Below are 17,103 nucleotides of genomic sequence, written 5' to 3'. Positions count from 1 at the left end.
CCCGGTCGGCGTTGCCCCTCGACATGACGACCAATAACGCTTTAGGACCTTAGCATGAAAGAGCTTTTGCGCACGAATGACCCAACTTTGATCGCTTTTGCACAGGCTCTTCTGTCGGGCGAAGGTATAGACTGCTTTGCGATGGACGTCCACATGAGCACGCTGGAAGGGTCAATAGGAATTTTACCTCGCAGGCTTATGGTCCGGGCAGACGAGTGGGAGCGTGCGCGGCGCGTTCTCACCGATAACGGCGTCGAGCTCGAGGAGAAATGAGCATGGGATTTGCCCGCCAGATGATTACCGAGGACAAGTTTCTTGGGGGGCAACTCGTGCTCATGCAACCGCGAGACGGGTATCGGGCCGGGGTCGACCCGGTGTTCCTTGCGGCGTCTGTCGCGGCCCATGCCGGCGAAACGGTTCTGGACCTTGGTTGCGGGACCGGCGCGGCGGGCCTGTGCCTTGCCACGCGGGTCGAAGGGCTCAAGGTGACGGGTATCGAGCGGCAGCCCGACTATGCCGATCTGGCCGCCAGAAACGCGTTCGCAAATGGTCTGGACATGCGGGTCGTGATCGCCGATCTCGCAAATCTGCCGCCCGAGTTGCGGGAGGAGAGCTTTGACCACGTGATCATGAATCCTCCCTATCACCTGCGCGATCGTTCCACGACGTCGGACGATGCCGGACGCGAGGGCGCGTTGTTCGAGGAAACGCCGCTGGCCACTTGGGTCGATGTCGCGACCCGGCGGCTGAAGCCCCGCGGCTATATGACGCTGATCCAGAAGGCCGAACGACTGCCGGAAGTGCTTAAGGCGATGGACGACCGGCTTGGGTCGGTTCTGGTCAAACCGCTCTTGCCACGAGAAGGGCGCGCTGCGGTGCTGGTGCTCGTGCAGGCGCGCAAGGGCGGGCGGGGCGCCTTCCGGCTTGCCGCGCCGCTGATTCTGCATGACGGGGCCGAGCATGTGGGCGACGTCGAAAGCTACCGGCGTGAGGTTTCGGCGATCCTGCGCGATGGCGCGCATCTGCCGCTTTGGTAGGCACCCGGTCCGAAGCGGATAGGCCGGTTTTCAGATTCTGACGCAGGGTAAGCTTAATCTTTAGCATTTGTTTGCCGGGACACCGATTTTTGCAACGAATTGGTGACAGCCGAAAAATTCTGTGCTGCTATATCCGGGCTTTCAGACAAATAGGAGGACCCCCATGGACATGAGCGCACGCTTGCAGGAGCTCCGTCGGAAACACGCCACGCTTTCCGACCAGGTCGATCACGCACAGCGAAGCCCGGGGGTGCCTGACGCGGAAATCGCCGCGTTGAAGAAAAAGAAACTTCGCCTCAAGGACGAGATCGAGCGTCTCGCAACGACCTGAGAGAAGGGCCTTTTTTACGCGACCGGTCGGCCAGCCCGTCCGGCGCGTGCTGCGAGCCAGGCACCTAATGTGACAAGAAGGGCGGCGGCCACGAGCATCGGGCTCGGTTGGGCCGCGCCCACCAATATCAGGACGAGGGTGGACAGGAGCGGTGCGGCGTAACTTGCCGTGCCGAGCAGTTGAATATTGCCGCGCTTCACGCCCACGTCCCATGTGTAGAAGGCCAGCCCCACGGGGCCGAGGCCAAGCGCCGCGACGGACGCCCAGCCGAGCGCGGTTGTGGGCCATTGCGTATCCTCGATCGCGACATGCGCGGCGGTCGACAGGATGGCGGTTGCCACGCAGAACACCGCGACGCTGTCGGTCGGTGTCGTGCCCAGTCTTCGTGACAGGACCGAATAGCTCGACCATGTGAGTGCGCAAAGGATCGCCGCGCCGTAGCCGAGGGAAGAGTTGGCATCGAACCCCGAGAAACCATTGCCGAGGATAAGCGCGGCCCCTGCGAAGCTGACAAGTGCTCCGATGATGTGGCCGGGTCTTAGGCTCTCGCCGGGCAGGAAGCCGGAAAAAAGAACGATCAGGAGTGGCCAGAGATAGGCGATCAGGCCCGCCTCGGCGGCCGGCGCGAGGCGAAGGGCCGTGAAATAGAGCGCGTGGTAGCCGAAAAGCCCAAGCGTGCCAAAGGCATAGACCCGCCACGACACTCCACGCAGACGCACGATGCCGCCCGTTGCCAGCACCCAGATCACGCCGATCGCGCCGCCGATCGCAAAGGTCATTGCGTTGAGTTGCAGGGGCGGCACCGGTGAGCTTCCCACCGTGAACACGGCGAGGAGCGCCCAGAGCAGGACGGCGGAAAATCCGATCAGGGTGGCGCGGTTCTCGGTCATGCCGCTCTATTGGCACGAAAAAACCGGCCTCGAAAGGCCGGTTCTTCCCCCCTCCCAGAGTGGGCGCGTCACACGACGTGTTGCGCGCCGTTGGCAGAAATCGTGGAACCGTTGATGAAGCCGGCGTCGTCGGAGGCGAGGAACACCACGCAGCGTGCGATTTCCTCGGGCTCGCCCAACCGGCCCGCCGGGATGCCGCCGATGATCGACTCGCGCACCTTCTCGGGCACGGCCATGACCATCTCGGTCGCGATATAGCCGGGGCAGATCGCGTTGGCGGTGATGCCCGCGCGCGCGCCTTCCTGTGCCAGCGACTTGATGATCCCCAGGTCGCCCGCCTTGGTTGCGGCGTAGTTGACCTGTCCGAACTGGCCCTTCTGACCGTTGATGGAGGAGATCACGATGATGCGGCCGAACTTGCGTTCGCGCATTCCCGGCCAGACCGGGTGAACGGTGTTGAAGACGCCGGTGAGGTTGGTGTCGATCACCTGATGCCATTGTTCGGGCGACATCTTGTGAAACGGCGCGTCACGGGTGATGCCGGCATTCGCCACGACCACGTCGATCGGGCCGAGGTCGGCTTCGACCTGCTCCAGCCCCGCTTTGGATTCGTCGTAATCCGCGACGTTCCATTTGTAGGTCTTGATGCCGGTCTCTTCGGTGAATTTCGCGGCGGCTTCGTCATTGCCGGCATATGTTGCCGCAACCTGATAGCCCGCATCCTTCAAAGCTTTGGAAATCGCTTCGCCGATGCCGCGCGATCCGCCTGTCACCAGTGCAACTCGTGCCATGATGTCTCCTCCCTTAAATTAACTGTCCGGTAACTCTGTTACTCAATACACCAACAAGGCGCAACAATATTACTCGCGTTTAAGAAGATATCTTTCCGCGTCTTGTGCCCCCAAGTCCCATGTATCGCGCAATTTTTGCGGATTTGTGAAGTCGATTTTGTCAGCCGGCGTTTCCTCGCTTGGCCAGACATAGGTTCGGCCCGGCACATCCGGCAGCTTCTTGTAGGGACGGGTGAGCAGGATGAGCGTTTCGCCATCGTCCGGGTCGGGCAAAGGGGCCTGATCGGCCATGCCGCCATCGACGACGCGGCGATCGTTCCACAGCGGTGGCTCGAAGACCGGGGGGATGACGGCGGCGGCGCTGACCAGTTCGGTGAGCTTGCCGTCCCGCGCGGCGCGGTTCGCGTCGACGAGGCTGGCGGTCAGGCCCATCTTCTCGGCCCAGTTGAAGTGGGGCGAGCCGACGATGTGCAGCTCGGCCTCATAGGCGGCAGCGAGTGCAGTGCCGGTCAGGGTGGGCAGACCGGTGTCGGGGGGATGCGCGATCTGGATCTGGAACGCGGGGCCGCTCGCGATCTTGCGCGCCGTATCGGCGTCGAGCACGCGGTTCACGACGTCGCAATAAAGCTCCTGATGCGGCGTGATGCCGTTCTCGTCCGGGTCGAACAGGTCGAGATTGCTGTCGCGATCCTCGAAGGCTGCGCACATTTCATCAAGCAGGCGTTGTTCGATATCGGCGATCCAGGCTGATCCGGCGAGTGCGCCTCCGCTGACGCCGGTGATGCGTTGCGGGTCGAAGTCGTATCCTTCCTTTGCGAGCCGGGTCATGAAGCCGCCCTGCCAGAAGCAGCGCAGCCCGCCGCCGGAAAAGACGATCTGAGCGGGGTTCGTTGGTAAGTCGTCCATAATAGAAAACGGGGGCCGAAGCCCCCGGTTCCATTCGCTACTGGAAAAGCGTTCCCTTACGGGCGTTCGAGGCACATGGCCACGCCCATGCCGCCGCCGATGCAGAGGGTCGCGAGACCCTTTTTCGCGCCGCGACGCTGCATTTCGAACAGGAGGGTGTTCAGGATACGCGCGCCGGAGGCCCCGATCGGGTGGCCGATGGCGATGGCGCCGCCGTTCACGTTCACGATCTCGGGGTCCCATTCCATGTCTTTGTTCACCGCGCAGGCCTGCGCCGCGAATGCTTCGTTGGCTTCGACGAGGTCGAGGTCAGAGGCTTTCCACCCGGCCTTTTCGAGCGCCTTGCGCGAGGCATAGATCGGGCCGACGCCCATGATCGACGGGTCGAGGCCGGCGGTGGCGTAGGAGGCGATGCGGGCGAGCGGCTCGATGCCGCGTTTCTCGGCTTCGGCGGCCGACATGAGAAGCGCACCGGCAGCGCCGTCATTGATGCCCGAGGCGTTGGCGGCGGTCACGGTGCCGTCCTTGGTGAAGGCCGGGCGCAGTTTCTGCATCGCGTCCATCGTCGCGCCATGGCGGATGTATTCGTCGTCCTCGACCACGGTCTCGCCCTTGCGGGTCTTCACGGTGAAGGGGACGATTTCATCCTTGAACTTACCGGCTTTCTGGGCGGCCTCGGCCTTGTTCTGCGAAGCGACGGCGAATTCGTCCTGATCATCGCGGGTGATCTGCCATTTCTCGGCGACGTTCTCGGCGGTCTGACCCATGTGGTAACCGTTGAACGCGTCCCAGAGCCCGTCCTTGATCATCGAGTCGATGAACTTCATGTCGCCCATTTTGTGGCCCGCGCGCAGGTGCGCGACGTGGGGGGAGAGAGACATGTTTTCCTGACCGCCAGCGGCCACGATGCCCGCGTCCTCGAGTTGGATGTGCTGGGCGGCGAGCGCCACGGCGCGAAGTCCGGAGCCGCAGACCTGGTTGATGCCCCAGGCGGCGCTTTCGATGGGCAGGCCCGCGTTCACATGCGCCTGACGCGCGGGGTTCTGGCCCTGACCGCCGGTGAGCACCTGACCGAGGATGGTTTCGTCCACGTCCGATTTCTCGATCCCCGCACGTTCGACCAGCGCGTTCAGCATGGTTGCGCCCAAGTCATGGGCGGGGGTGTTGGCGAACGCGCCATTGAAGCTGCCGACAGGGGTCCGGGCAGCCGATGCGATAACGACGTTGGTCATATGAAGTCCTCTCCAGTGCGGTTCCGATCCCGTCGTGGGCAGGGAACAAATCTGTTCGGATGCGATCGCTTACGCGATTCTCCTCCCGCACCCGTGAGGGAAAGGGGTATGCCGCATTGCAGAGAAATTCAAGGGACGAGTGGACGCGGCGTCAAGCACGCTGAGCGGAAGCCTGATCCCGCCACCACGGGCGCACGGTCGGGGCGCCGAAGAAGTAGCCTTGTAGAAAATCGCACCCGGCGTCGGCCATGAACTCGGCATCCTCATAGGCCTCGACGCTTTCCGCCACCGTCATCATGTCGAATTGCCGTGCGACAGACAGTATCGCCTGCGCGATTACCTGATTGTCCGGGCTGTCGGCGATACCCTTGATGAAATCGCCGTCGATCTTGAGAATATCGAAATAGAAATCGCGCAGGTATCGGAACGCCGTGTATCCGGCTCCGAAATCGTCCAGCGCGAACGAGATGCCATCGGCCTGCATCTCCGCCATGAAAACCTGCACGAGTTCGGGCATGACGATCGCGGTCCGCTCGGTGATCTCGAGGATCAGCCGTTCTCCCAGTGTCGGATCACGCTCAAGCCCTTGTCGCAGAACCTGTTTCCAGCGCGGATAACCGATGGACCGGGCCGACATGTTGACCGAAAGGCGCAGACTCGGCTCTTCTTCCAGCGCCGCGAGGCCAAGTTCCAGTGCCAGAGTGTCGATGATGCGACCGAGTTCCTGCGCCTCGACCACGTCGATGAAATCTCCGGCCGGAATGATCCGACCGGTGTGATCGAGCACCCGGATGAGGCCTTCGTGAAACGCGATGGTATCGGTGCGCCCGGCCCTGACCACGGGTTGGAAGGCGAGCATCACCTGTTTGGCCTGAACCGCACGCCGCACCATCGCAATGGTATCGCGATCGCGCGACCGGATCGCCATTGTCAGAGGCGACGACAATTCGAGGTCAATGTCGGTCGGGTTCAGGATGTCGGGGTTTGGCATGTCACTCTCTCGCGCCGATACCGCGCCACTTTTGCGCCCAAGCTGCTAAGAAGCAGTAAAATTCGGTGGAATAGGTAAATTGCGGGAGAGTTTTCCAATGGGTGACAGATGCGGTTGGTGCGGAGAGGATCCGCTTTACGTCTCTTACCACGACGAGGAATGGGGCGTGCCCGAATATGACGGGCGGGCGCTGTGGGAGAAGCTCATCCTCGACGGGTTTCAGGCCGGCCTGAGCTGGATCACGATCCTGCGCAAACGCGATGCCTTTCGTGACGCGTTCGAAGGGTTCCGGCCCGAGGTGATCGCAGGATGGGGTGAGCCTGAGGTGGCGCGGCTCTTGCAGAACGAGGGGATCATCCGGCATCGAGGCAAGATCGAGGCGACGATCGGCAATGCGCAAGCCTATCTGGATATGGGCGGGGCCGATGTGTTCGCCGACCGGATGTGGGGATACGTGGGTGGTTCGCCGCTGATCAACAGTTTCCGGACATTGTCCGACGTGCCGCCGTCGACGGCGCTTTCCACGCAGGTCTCGAAGGATCTCAAGAAGGCCGGGTTCAAGTTTTGCGGGCCGACCATTGTCTATGCCTGGATGCAGGCCTGCGGGCTGGTCAACGATCACATTGTCGGCTGCCCCGCGCGACGGGTCTGACACGCACGGCGATTCTTGCGGCCCGCGTGCTATTGGCCTAGCGTCCGCGCATGACAACTGCGCTTTATTCCCACCCCGACTGCGACGCCCACGTGACCCCGCACGGCCACCCCGAACAGGTGGCTCGGCTCGAAGTCGTGCGGCGGGCTTTGGGGGGCGAGGATTTCGAAGCACTCGATCGGCGCGACGCGCCTCTGGGTGAGGAAGCGCAGGTTCGGCTGGCGCACCCGCTGGTTCATTTCGACCGCATCCGCGAAACGGAGCCTGCGACCGGGTTGGCGCAGATCGACGCCGACACGTCGATGGCGCCCGGGAGTTTCAATGCGGCGCTGCGTGGGGTCGGCGCGAATACGGCCGCGGTGGACTCCGTGCTGGCGGGAGAGGTGCGCAACGCTTTCGTCGCCTGCCGCCCGCCGGGGCACCACGCCGAGAAGGCGCGGGCGATGGGATTCTGCCTGTTTTCAAACGTGGCGATTGCGGCGCTTCATGCGCTCGAGGCGCATGGGCTGGACCGGGTCGCGGTGCTCGATTTCGACGTGCATCACGGGAACGGGACGCAGGATGTTCTGTGGAACGAGAGCCGCGTGCGGTTCGTGTCGTCCCATGAGATGCCGCTTTATCCAGGCACCGGCGGACCCGACGAACGCGGGGCCTATGACCAGATCATGAACCTTGCCATGCCGGGCGGTTCGGGCTCGGCCAAGATGCGCGAAGCCTGGGCGGAACATGCGCTGCCGTGGGTCGAGGAGTTCGAGCCGCAACTCATCCTCGTCTCCGCCGGTTTCGACGCGCATGGGGCCGACCCGCTTGCGAGCCTGATGTGGACGACCGAAGACTTCGGCTGGATCACCGCGAAACTTCTGGAATCCGCCGAGCGTGTCTGTGAAGGCCGGGTGGTCTCGACACTCGAGGGTGGATATGATCTGGACGCGCTGGGGCAAAGCGTCGCATTACACGTTAAGACATTGATGGAGCACGGAGCATGACCGACAGGCCGGTTGAAGAGATGAGTTTCGAGGACGCGATGCGGGAACTCGAAACGGTTGTTGGCCAGCTTGAACGCGGCGACGTCGCGCTGGAAGACTCGATCAAGCTCTATGAACGCGGCGCGGCGCTCAAGGCGCGGTGCGAGGTCAAGCTCAAGGAAGCCGAGGAAAAGGTCGCCGCAATCACGCTGGATCGCGACGGGCAGCCGACCGGCACGCAGGCGGTCGAGGACCAGTAGATGTTTCTCGACGAGCTCGAGCGTGCCAACAGGGTTGCGCGTGATTGTCTGAAGGCGGCGCTTCCGACGTTTGGCCCGATGGCGGAACCGATGGCTTATGCGGTGCAAGGCGGCAAGGGCCTGCGCGGGTTTCTCGTGATCGAGGGCGCAAAACTGTTCGGTATCGGTGACGACAGGAGCCGCTTTGCGGCTGCCGCGATCGAAGCGATGCACGCCTGTTCGCTTGTGCATGACGACCTGCCGTGCATGGACGACGACGACCTGCGCCGGGGGCAACCGACCGTTCATGTGAAGTGGAACGAGGCGGTCGCCGTTCTCGTCGGGGACGCGCTGCAATCCATCGCATTCGAGCTGGTGGCCGATCCCGCCGTGGGTCCGGGCGACGTGCGCGGGGATCTGTGCGTCAGCCTTGCGAAGGGCGCCGGGGGCGAGGGCATGGTCCTGGGACAGGCCCTGGATCTGGCCGCGGAGACGGCCGATATTCCGTTGACGCTGGACGAAATCATCGCGTTGCAGGCGGGCAAGACCGGGGCCTTGTTCGAATGGTCCGCATGTGCCGGCGCGCGCATGGCGCAGACCGATATCGAACCGCTCAGGAAATACGGCGAGGCGCTTGGCCTCGCGTTCCAGATTGCGGACGATATCCTCGATATAGAGGGCAACATCGAGACCGTCGGCAAGGCGGTGCACAAGGACGAAACTGCCGGCAAGGCGACGTTCGTTTCGCTTCTCGGCATGGAAAGAGCGAAAAGCCGCGCATCAGAGCTCGTGGATGAGGCTTGCGACGCGCTTACACCCTATGGTGATAAGGCCGGGAGCTTGCGTGACGCAGCGCGTTTCGCTATTTCCCGCAAAAACTAGCATATTGAGGCAAGCGAAATGACAGACCGTCCAGCCACGCCGTTGCTCGACCGGGTGAAATCCCCCGCTGATCTCAAGGGGTTCTCGGATGCAGAGCTCAGGCAAGTGGCCGACGAGCTTCGCGCCGAGACGATCTTCTCCGTATCGCAGACAGGCGGGCATTTCGGTGCGGGGCTGGGCGTCGTCGAGCTGACCGTCGCGATCCACAGCGTTTTCGATACGCCGCAGGACCGGTTGATCTGGGACGTGTCGCACCAATGCTACCCTCACAAGATCCTGACCGGACGCCGCGAGCGCATGGGCACGATCCGTCAGAAGGATGGATTGTCGGGATTCACCAAGCGGTCCGAGAGCCCCTATGACCCGTTCGGCGCGGCGCATAGCTCCACGTCGATTTCTGCCGCGATGGGCTTTGCCGTCGCGCGCGATCTTGGCGGTGCGCCCGAGCCCGCGCTGGGCGACGCCATTGCCGTGATCGGTGACGGTGCATTGACCGGCGGGATGGCGTTCGAGGCGATGAACCACGCAGGCCACGAGAAGAGGCGCCTGTTCGTCGTGCTTAACGATAACGACATGTCTATCGCCCCGCCGGTTGGCGCGATGTCGTCCTATCTGTCGCGCCTTTATGCGGGCGAGCCGTTCCAGGAGTTCAAGGCCGCCGCCAAGGGCGCGGTCAAGCTTCTGCCGCCGCCGTTCCAGGAGGGCGCGCGCCGGGCCAAGGAAATGCTCAAGGGCATGACCGTGGGCGGCACGCTGTTCGAGGAGCTTGGCTTCTCCTACGTTGGTCCCATCGACGGCCACGACATGGGCCAGCTTTTGCAGGTTCTTCGCACCGTCCACGACCGGGCGACCGGTCCGGTGCTGATCCATGCCATCACGAAGAAGGGCAAGGGTTATGGTCCTGCGGAAGGGTCCAACGACGGGGGCCATGCGACCGCGAAGTTCGACCTCGCCACAGGCAAGCAGCACAAGGCCGCTTCGAACGCGCCGAGCTATACGTCGGTGTTTGGCAAGACGCTCACGAAACTGGCCGAGATCGACGACAAGGTGGTTGCGGTGACGGCGGCGATGCCGGGGGGCACCGGGCTGGACCTCGTGGCTGAGCGGTTCCCGAACCGTGTGTTCGATGTGGGGATCGCGGAGCAGCATGGCGTGACCTTCGCCGCAGGCCTCGCCGCGGGCGGGATGAAGCCTTATGCGGCGATTTATTCGACCTTCCTGCAACGGGGGTATGACCAGGTCGTGCATGATGTCGCCATTCAGCGCCTGCCTGTCCGCTTCATGGTGGACCGCGCCGGGCTTGTCGGGGCGGACGGGGCGACCCATGCGGGGAGTTTCGACATCGCCTATCTGTCGAACCTGCCGGGTTTCACGGTGATGGCGCCCGCCAACGAGGCCGAGCTGATCAACATGGTCGCCACCGCGCATGAGATCAACGACGGCCCGTCGGCGGTTCGTTATCCGCGTGGCGCCGGTGTCGGATGTGATCTTCCGGAAACGCCCACGCCGCTCGAGATCGGCAAGGGGCGGATCGTCCGTGAAGGTGCAAAGGTCGCGATCCTGTCGCTCGGGACGCGGCTCGAACAATCGCTGAAGGCCGCCGAGATGCTGGAGGCCAAGGGCCTCAACCCGACGGTTGCCGATGCACGGTTCGCCAAGCCGCTGGACGCCGAGATGATCATGGGCCTCGCCCGCGACCACGAGGTGCTCATCACCATCGAGGAAGGCGCGATCGGCGGGTTCGGTAGCCACGTGGCGCAGCTTCTGGCCGAGAACGGGGCATTCGATGCGGGGCTGAAATTCCGCTCGATGTTCCTGCCAGACACGTTCATCGACCAGTCCAGCCCAGAGGACATGTATCGGACCGCCGGTCTGATGGCCGAGGACATTGTTGAAAAAGTGCTCGCCGCCCTCAGTATTGCAAACATCGGAAGCGCCAAACGCGCCTGAATTGCAGTTGCTCTGCAACACTTGTGCCTTTTTGGACTGAGCTTTGCGCCGACCTTCTGGACACTCTCAAGTGTGCAGGCAATATCGGCGCAAGTTGTACATTTCATTTGGGGGTAACAATGAAAAAGCTAGCCATCGGTCTGACTCTTGCACTCGTCGCCACCGCTGCTTCTGCGGGCGCGCTGGTCGAACCCATCATGGAACAGGAAGTCATCGTCCAGTCGACGTCGTCTTCGGTGGATCACGGGATCATCCCGCCGATCTTCTTCCTTCTCTTCGTCGGCATCGGGTTCTGGCTCCTGTAATCAGGGCCGCAACCGAAGTGTGAGACTTGAAGGGGCGCTCAGGCGCCCTTTTCCGCGTTTTCGACCGCGAGCAAAGCGGCCAGTCCTTCGCGATAGGTCGGGTAGCTCAGTCGCACGCCCAGTTCGCGCTTGATGAGGACGTTCCGCACGCGTTTGGATTCCGCATAGAAGCTTCGGGCCATGGGGGTCATGTCGGCGTCCTCAAAGGCCTCTTCTGGCGGGAGCGGCGCGCCGAGCAATTCGGCGGCATGGGCGATCACGTCTTCGGGCGGCGCGGCCTCGTCATCGCAGACGTTGTAGATACGGCCGGGGTGCGGGCGCTTGATCGAGGCTTCCAGCACGTTCGCGATGTCTTCGACATGGATGCGGGAGAACACCTGACCGGGTTTCACGATCCGCCGCGCGGTGCCTTTGCGCACCTTCGCGAAGGGGCCGCGCCCGGGGCCATAGATCCCAGCCAGCCGAAAGATGTGGAGCGGGAGCATCCGCGTTTCCTTGGCCAGCATCCACCATTGGCCTTCTGCCATGACCCGTTGCTTGCCGCGTCTCGTGCCGGGGGTGAGGGCGGTTTCCTCGTCCACCCAGCCGCCGTCATGGTCGCCGTAGACGCCGGTGGTCGAGAGGTAGCCAACCCATTCGAGCCGGTCCGCGACCGCCGCGATGTCGTCCCGCCATTGGGCCAGCACCGGGTCGCCGTCTTCGCCGGGCGCGGTGGAGACCAGGATGTGGGTCGCGGATTTGATCGCGTCGCGAAGGTCCGCGCCGGGCCAGACCAGCGCTTCGATTCCATGCGCGCGGAGCGCTTCGGCCTTGTCCTCGGACCGGGTGGTGCCGATGACGCGCCAGCCTTGGTCAAGCAATCGCTGGCCCAGCGCCTGTGCCGAAAAGCCGTGTCCGAAGGAGAGCAGGGTTCGTGTCATGGCGGCACCCTATGGCGCGAGTTGGCCGGCGTCGAGACGTAGAGTTCGGTCGATCCCGATGGCGTCGAGAAGCGCGGTGTCGTGGGACACGATCAGAAGCGCACCGGGGTAGGTGGCGAGCGCGTCTTCCAGTGTTTCCACAGCCTCGATGTCGAGGTGGTTCGTCGGCTCGTCGAGGATGATGAGCGACGGCGGCTCGGTGCCGCCGAGGATCACGGCGAGGCCCGCACGGAGTCTTTCGCCACCGGACAGCGTTCTTACCTGCCGTTCGGCATCGGTGTTGCGAAAGGCGAAGCGGGCGAGGGTGGCGTGGGCGTCGTTGTCGGTCAGCTCGGGGTGGGCGCGTTTGAGGTTGGCGAGGATCGTGTCGGCGGGGGTCAGGAGAGAAACGTTCTGATCGAGCAGGGCCAGGCGCCCCTTCGTGGCTCCGTGGCCGTGCAGGGCGGCGATGAGGGTGGATTTGCCCGATCCGTTCGGTCCCGACAGCGCCACATGCTCGCCCGCGACGATGGTGAGGTCCAGCGGGCCAAGCGTGAAGGAGCCGCGACGCCGGGTCAGGTCGGTGACAGTCAGGACCACGCCATGTGTCGCCCCCGCCGCCATGTCGATGCGCAGGTCGCGCGCCACTTCGATCTTGTCGGCGGCGAGTGCGCGCGCGCGGTCCGCCTGTGCTTCGAGCTTTTCCGCGAGTCGCGCGTCGCGTCCGCTGGTGCGGTCGGCGCGGTCCTCCATCGCGTCGAGAAGCATCTTGGGTTGGCCGCCTCGCGCCCGGATCGCACGGCCGTGGCGGTCACGCCGGGCCTTTTTCTCGGCCTGCGCGCGGATGGCGCGGCGCGTTCGGGCGAGGTCGCGCTCGGCTTCTTCCAGCGCGGCGGCCTCGCGTTCCCGACGTGCGGCCCGCGCCTCGGCAAAGGACGACCAGCCGCCACCAAAAAGTTGCGCGCCCTTGGGGGTGAGTTCCACGATACGGTCCATGGTTTCGAGCAACGCACGGTCATGCGACGCGAAGACAACGCCGCCCGACCAACCCGCGATGAGGTCACGGACCAGTGCGCGGCCTTCGTCGTCGAGGTTGTTCGTCGGTTCGTCCAGAAGGATCAGGTCCGGCGCTTCGAGCATGAGCCTCACCAGCCCCAACCGCATCACCTGACCGCCCGAGAGATCGGCCAGCCGCCTTTCGGCGGTGTCGGCGGGCAGCCCGATGCGATCCAGCGCCTCGGCCAGTCGCGTGGGGAGCATCCAGTCGGCGCGTTCGATGTCATCGCCCGTGCCGGTTCCCGCTTCGATCCGCGTGAGCCGGTCCATTGCGTCGGCTATTCCGAGGGCTTCGATGGTGCGGAGGTGAAGATCCGTCCAGTCCTGAACCAGCCGCCCGACCGTGCCGCTCCGCGAGACACCGGGCGTGTCGCGCATCATCAGATCGAGAAGCGTCGATTTGCCGGAGCCGTTCTGACCGACTATTCCGGTGCGCTCGCGCCCGAAGGCGAGCGTCAGGTCGGGGCAGAGGACGCGGTCGTCAGGTGCGGTAAGGGTGATATTCGTGAGTGTGAGATAGGCAGACATGGGCATTCCAGACCGATTGAGCCGAAGGGCGAAGCGGGGTGGAATGGATGTTCATGTCGGATCACCTTCACAAATGCGATTTAAGTGAACTTATACCTGCAAAGCGGGTTTCGCAACGCGACCCCTTGCGCCCGGAAGGAATCGGCGAAAGATTGACCCATGACGGAAACTTCCCTGAAAAGCTGGCAAGAGGTCGCCCCCCATCTTATCGCCGTGGCCGCTGGTCGCGAAGCGGCGGATCTGGTGATCCGTGGTGCGCGGGTGGTCAACGTGCATACACGTGAAGTGCTCGAGAACTGGGATGTGGCGGTGGCGCAGGGTCGGATTGCCTATGTCGGGCCGGACGCGAGCCATTGCCTCGGGCGCGAGGTGATCGACGCCGAGGGCAGATACCTGATCCCCGGCCTGTGCGATGCCCATATGCATATCGAGAGCGGGATGCTCACCCCTGCCGAGTTCGCCGCCGCCGTGATCCCGCATGGCACGACGAGCATGTTCACCGACCCGCATGAGATCGCGAACGTGCTGGGGCTGGAAGGTGTGCGGCTGATGCATGACGAAGCCGCTTTGCAGCCCGTGAACATCTTCACCCAGATGCCCTCCTGTGCGCCGTCGGCGCCGGGGCTGGAAACCACCGGGCGTGAGATTACGCCCGAGGACGTGGCCGAGGCGATGACATGGCCGGGGATCATCGGTCTGGGCGAGATGATGAACTTCCCCGGCGTGATCCACGGCGACGACAAGATGCTGGCCGAGATCGCTGCGACACAGGCGGCGGGCAAGACCGTGGGCGGCCATTATGCCAGCCCCGACCTTGGCCCGGATTTCCACGCTTATGCCGCAGGTGGCCCCGCAGACGATCACGAAGGCACCTGCGAAGCCGACGCGATTGCGCGGGTGCGGCAGGGGATGCGCTCGATGATGCGACTGGGCTCGGCGTGGTACGACGTGGAGAGCCAGATCACGGCGGTCACGGAAAAGGGGCTGGACCCGCGCGGGTTCATCCTGTGCACCGATGACAGCCATTCCGGGACGCTGGTCAACGACGGTCATATGAACCGGGTGGTGCGCCACGCGATTGCTTGCGGTTGCGACCCGTTGATCGCGCTTCAGATGGCCACGATCAACACCGCGACGCATTTCGGGCTTGAACGTGAGCTTGGCTCGATCGCGCCGGGGCGGCGGGCGGACATGATCCTGACCTCGGACCTGACGGAGTTGCCCATCGAGCGCGTGTTCGCCCGTGGCGTGACCGTCGCGCAGGACGGGGTGATCGCAGTCGACTGCCCGCATCTCGACTGGCCCGCCCATGCGCGTGACACGGTGAAACTCGGCAAGGTGCTGGAGGCCGGTGATTTCGTCATCGAGGCCCCCGAGGGGGCCAATTCGGTGACGGCGAAGGTGATCGGCGTGGTCGAAAACCAGGCCCCGACCAAGACGCTCACCGCCGACCTTCAGGTTGCGGACGGCACGGTGGAGCCGGACGAGGAGAACGACATCGCGCAGATCGCGCTGGTCGAGCGACACCGGGGCACCGGCGGCGTGACCAACGGCTTCGTGTCGGGCTTCGGATACAAAGGTCGGATGGCGATGGCTTCGACCGTGGCGCATGACAGCCATCACATGATCGTCGTGGGGACCAGTCGCGACGACATGGCGCTCGCCGCGAACCGGCTTGGCGAGGTCGGCGGCGGGATCGTGGTGTTCAAGGACGGTGAGGAGATCGCACTGGTCGAATTGCCGGTGGCGGGCCTGATGTCCGACGAACCCGCCGCGACGGTTGCCGCGAAGGCGGGCCGCATGGTCGAGGCGATGGCCGAATGCGGCTGCACGCTGAACAACGCCTACATGCAGCATTCGCTGCTCGCGCTCGTGGTGATCCCCGAGCTCAGGATTTCGGACCTCGGCCTTGTCGATGTCACGAAATTCGAACTGACCGAGTTATTCGAGGAAAATTGATGTCCGCCGATCTGACCCTGCCAATCGAGACACCGCAGACTGGTGAGCCGGAGTTTTTCACCGATGCTTCGGAGGCGGTCGAGAAGCTTTGCACGCTTTACGATGAAGCCTGCGATTTTCTGGCCCAGACGTTTTCAGAGATGGCCCTCAGCACGACACAGCCGGAAACCCGGTTTCGCGCGTTTTATCCGGAGTTGCGCATTCGGACGACAAGTCATGCGTCGACCGATTCCCGCCTGTCGTTCGGCCATGTTGCCGGGCCGGGAACCTACTCGACAACGATTACACGGCCCGATCTTTTTCGAAACTACCTGACACAGCAGATCGACCTGCTTCTGACAAATCATGGTGTCCCGATTTCGGTCGGATGGTCGACGACACCCATGCCGGTCCATTTCGCCGTTGCGGGGAGGTCGGACATCACCATTCCGCAGGAAGGCGCAATGCCGTTTCCCTTGCGCGATGTGTTCGATGTGCCGGACTTGTCGAACACGCATGACGATATCGTCAATGGGCTGGAATACGTGCACGAGGACGGGTCGCATCCACTTGCGCCGTTCCTGGCGCAGCGGGTAGACTACTCGCTCGCTCGCCTGTCGCATTACACCGCGACCCGCGCGGAGCATTTCCAGAACCATGTCCTGTTCACCAACTACCAGTTTTACGTGGACGAGTTCGAAGCTTTCGCGCGCAAGGCGCTGGGCGATCCCGACAGCGGATACACGTCTTTCATCGGGCCGGGGAATGTGGAAATTACGACACCCGACGGCGAAATCCCGATCCTGCCGAAGCTGCCGCAGATGCCGGCGTATCACCTCAAGCGGGCGGGGAACGCGGGGATTACGCTAGTCAATATCGGCGTCGGCCCGTCGAACGCAAAGACCGCGACCGATCATATCGCGGTGCTGCGCCCCCATGCCTGGCTGATGGTCGGGCATTGCGCGGGGCTCAGGAATTCGCAGAGCCTTGGGGATTTCGTGCTGGCTCATGCCTATCTGCGCGAGGACAAGGTGCTCGACGCCGACCTTCCGATCTGGGTGCCGATCCCGCCGCTGGCGGAGATTCAGGTGGCGCTGGAAAACGCGGTAGCGGATGTGACCGAGTTGGAAGGCTTCGAGCTTAAACGCATCATGCGGACCGGCACGGTGGCGAGCCTCGACAACCGGAACTGGGAGCTGCGTGAGACGCAGGGCCCGGTGCAACGGCTGAGCCAGAGCCGGGCGGTGGCGCTCGACATGGAAAGCGCGACCATCGCCGCGAACGGATTTCGGTTCCGCGTTCCCTACGGCACGCTTCTGTGCGTGTCGGACAAGCCGCTCCACGGTGAGCTGAAGCTTCCGGGCATGGCGAGCGAGTTTTATACCACGCAGGTCAGCCGCCACCTGCTCATAGGGATAAGGGCGATGGAGCGTCTGCGGGATATGCCGCTGGAACGGATTCACAGCCGGAAATTGCGGGCGTTCGACGAAACCGCGTTTCTGTGACTGTGT

Annotated in this window: 18 protein-coding genes; 11 read left to right on the top strand and 7 right to left on the bottom strand. The window is 63.6% G+C overall.

All coding sequences use genetic code 11. The features are described 5' to 3' along the window. Positions 1-54 precede the first annotated feature (54 nt). The 3 genes from KJP28_RS12475 to KJP28_RS12465 all read left to right on the top strand — a co-directional run bounded on the left by KJP28_RS12475 (position 55) and on the right by KJP28_RS12465 (position 1,368). Positions 55-273 (top strand): putative signal transducing protein, encoded by a 219-nt coding sequence (locus KJP28_RS12475; RefSeq protein WP_218392934.1) that lies wholly within the window; start codon positions 55-57, stop codon positions 271-273. 2 nt (positions 274-275) lie between these two features. Beyond that, the gene (locus KJP28_RS12470; RefSeq protein ID WP_218392933.1) at positions 276-1,037 is read left to right on the top strand and encodes a tRNA1(Val) (adenine(37)-N6)-methyltransferase; all 762 of its coding nucleotides are present in this window, start codon (positions 276-278) and stop codon (positions 1,035-1,037) included. Between the two features lie 163 nt (positions 1,038-1,200). Beyond that, the gene (locus tag KJP28_RS12465) at positions 1,201-1,368 is read left to right on the top strand and encodes a YdcH family protein (RefSeq protein WP_218392932.1); all 168 of its coding nucleotides are present in this window, start codon (positions 1,201-1,203) and stop codon (positions 1,366-1,368) included. A gap of 14 nt (positions 1,369-1,382) precedes the next feature. Here the strand turns inward: KJP28_RS12465 and yddG are convergent, their stop codons facing one another. From yddG to KJP28_RS12440, 5 genes are all read right to left on the bottom strand, one after another. Continuing rightward, positions 1,383-2,258: an aromatic amino acid exporter YddG gene (yddG, locus tag KJP28_RS12460; RefSeq protein WP_218392931.1), complete on the bottom strand. Its 876-nt coding sequence runs from the start codon at positions 2,256-2,258 to the stop codon at positions 1,383-1,385. Between the two features lie 68 nt (positions 2,259-2,326). Further along, complete coding sequence (phbB, locus tag KJP28_RS12455) at positions 2,327-3,049, bottom strand: acetoacetyl-CoA reductase (protein ID WP_218392930.1); 723 nt, start codon at positions 3,047-3,049, stop codon at positions 2,327-2,329. Between the two features lie 69 nt (positions 3,050-3,118). Continuing rightward, on the bottom strand, positions 3,119-3,955 hold the full coding sequence (locus KJP28_RS12450; RefSeq protein WP_218392929.1) for a patatin-like phospholipase family protein: 837 nt from the start codon (positions 3,953-3,955) through the stop codon (positions 3,119-3,121). Between the two features lie 56 nt (positions 3,956-4,011). Beyond that, positions 4,012-5,187, bottom strand: coding sequence for an acetyl-CoA C-acetyltransferase (locus tag KJP28_RS12445; protein ID WP_218392928.1), 1,176 nt, complete (start codon positions 5,185-5,187; stop codon positions 4,012-4,014). 151 nt (positions 5,188-5,338) lie between these two features. Continuing rightward, entirely contained in the window at positions 5,339-6,178 is an 840-nt protein-coding gene (locus KJP28_RS12440; RefSeq protein WP_218392927.1) for an EAL domain-containing protein, read from the bottom strand. Between the two features lie 97 nt (positions 6,179-6,275). Between KJP28_RS12440 and KJP28_RS12435 the strand changes: the two genes are divergently transcribed. The 6 genes from KJP28_RS12435 (at position 6,276) to KJP28_RS12410 (ending at position 11,171) form a co-directional block, all read left to right on the top strand. Further along, on the top strand, positions 6,276-6,830 hold the full coding sequence (locus KJP28_RS12435) for a DNA-3-methyladenine glycosylase I (RefSeq protein WP_218392926.1): 555 nt from the start codon (positions 6,276-6,278) through the stop codon (positions 6,828-6,830). A gap of 50 nt (positions 6,831-6,880) precedes the next feature. Beyond that, positions 6,881-7,816 (top strand): histone deacetylase family protein, encoded by a 936-nt coding sequence (locus KJP28_RS12430; RefSeq protein WP_218392925.1) that lies wholly within the window; start codon positions 6,881-6,883, stop codon positions 7,814-7,816. Next, entirely contained in the window at positions 7,813-8,055 is a 243-nt protein-coding gene (locus KJP28_RS12425) for an exodeoxyribonuclease VII small subunit (protein WP_218392924.1), read from the top strand. Before KJP28_RS12430 ends, KJP28_RS12425 begins: the two co-directional genes overlap by 4 nt. Beyond that, on the top strand, positions 8,056-8,916 hold the full coding sequence (locus tag KJP28_RS12420) for a polyprenyl synthetase family protein (protein ID WP_218392923.1): 861 nt from the start codon (positions 8,056-8,058) through the stop codon (positions 8,914-8,916). A gap of 18 nt (positions 8,917-8,934) precedes the next feature. Beyond that, positions 8,935-10,866, top strand: coding sequence for a 1-deoxy-D-xylulose-5-phosphate synthase (gene dxs, locus KJP28_RS12415; protein ID WP_218392922.1), 1,932 nt, complete (start codon positions 8,935-8,937; stop codon positions 10,864-10,866). Positions 10,867-10,985: 119 nt separating this feature from the next. Then, positions 10,986-11,171: a hypothetical protein gene (locus KJP28_RS12410; protein ID WP_218392921.1), complete on the top strand. Its 186-nt coding sequence runs from the start codon at positions 10,986-10,988 to the stop codon at positions 11,169-11,171. Positions 11,172-11,209: 38 nt separating this feature from the next. Here the strand turns inward: KJP28_RS12410 and KJP28_RS12405 are convergent, their stop codons facing one another. Both KJP28_RS12405 and KJP28_RS12400 read right to left on the bottom strand, forming a co-directional pair. After that, positions 11,210-12,091: an SDR family oxidoreductase gene (locus KJP28_RS12405; RefSeq protein ID WP_218392920.1), complete on the bottom strand. Its 882-nt coding sequence runs from the start codon at positions 12,089-12,091 to the stop codon at positions 11,210-11,212. A 9-nt stretch (positions 12,092-12,100) separates the two neighbouring features. Next, on the bottom strand, positions 12,101-13,654 hold the full coding sequence (locus KJP28_RS12400) for an ATP-binding cassette domain-containing protein (RefSeq protein ID WP_218392919.1): 1,554 nt from the start codon (positions 13,652-13,654) through the stop codon (positions 12,101-12,103). 159 nt (positions 13,655-13,813) lie between these two features. Here KJP28_RS12400 and ade point away from each other — a divergent pair, with 159 nt between their 5' ends. Both ade and KJP28_RS12390 read left to right on the top strand, forming a co-directional pair. Beyond that, positions 13,814-15,613 carry an adenine deaminase gene (ade, locus tag KJP28_RS12395; RefSeq protein WP_218392918.1) on the top strand — a complete coding sequence of 600 codons (1,800 nt, stop codon included), beginning with the start codon at positions 13,814-13,816 and terminating at the stop codon, positions 15,611-15,613. After that, positions 15,613-17,097 (top strand): AMP nucleosidase, encoded by a 1,485-nt coding sequence (locus tag KJP28_RS12390; protein ID WP_218392917.1) that lies wholly within the window; start codon positions 15,613-15,615, stop codon positions 17,095-17,097. The genes ade and KJP28_RS12390 overlap by 1 nt, the downstream gene beginning before the upstream one ends. The last annotated feature ends 6 nt before the right edge of the window (positions 17,098-17,103 follow it).

The sequence above is a fragment of the Maritimibacter dapengensis genome (assembly GCF_019218265.1).
GTDB lineage: Bacteria > Pseudomonadota > Alphaproteobacteria > Rhodobacterales > Rhodobacteraceae > Maritimibacter > Maritimibacter dapengensis.
The sequence above is the reverse complement of the archived record's forward strand: the minus strand, read 5'-3'. Positions and strand labels throughout refer to the sequence as shown.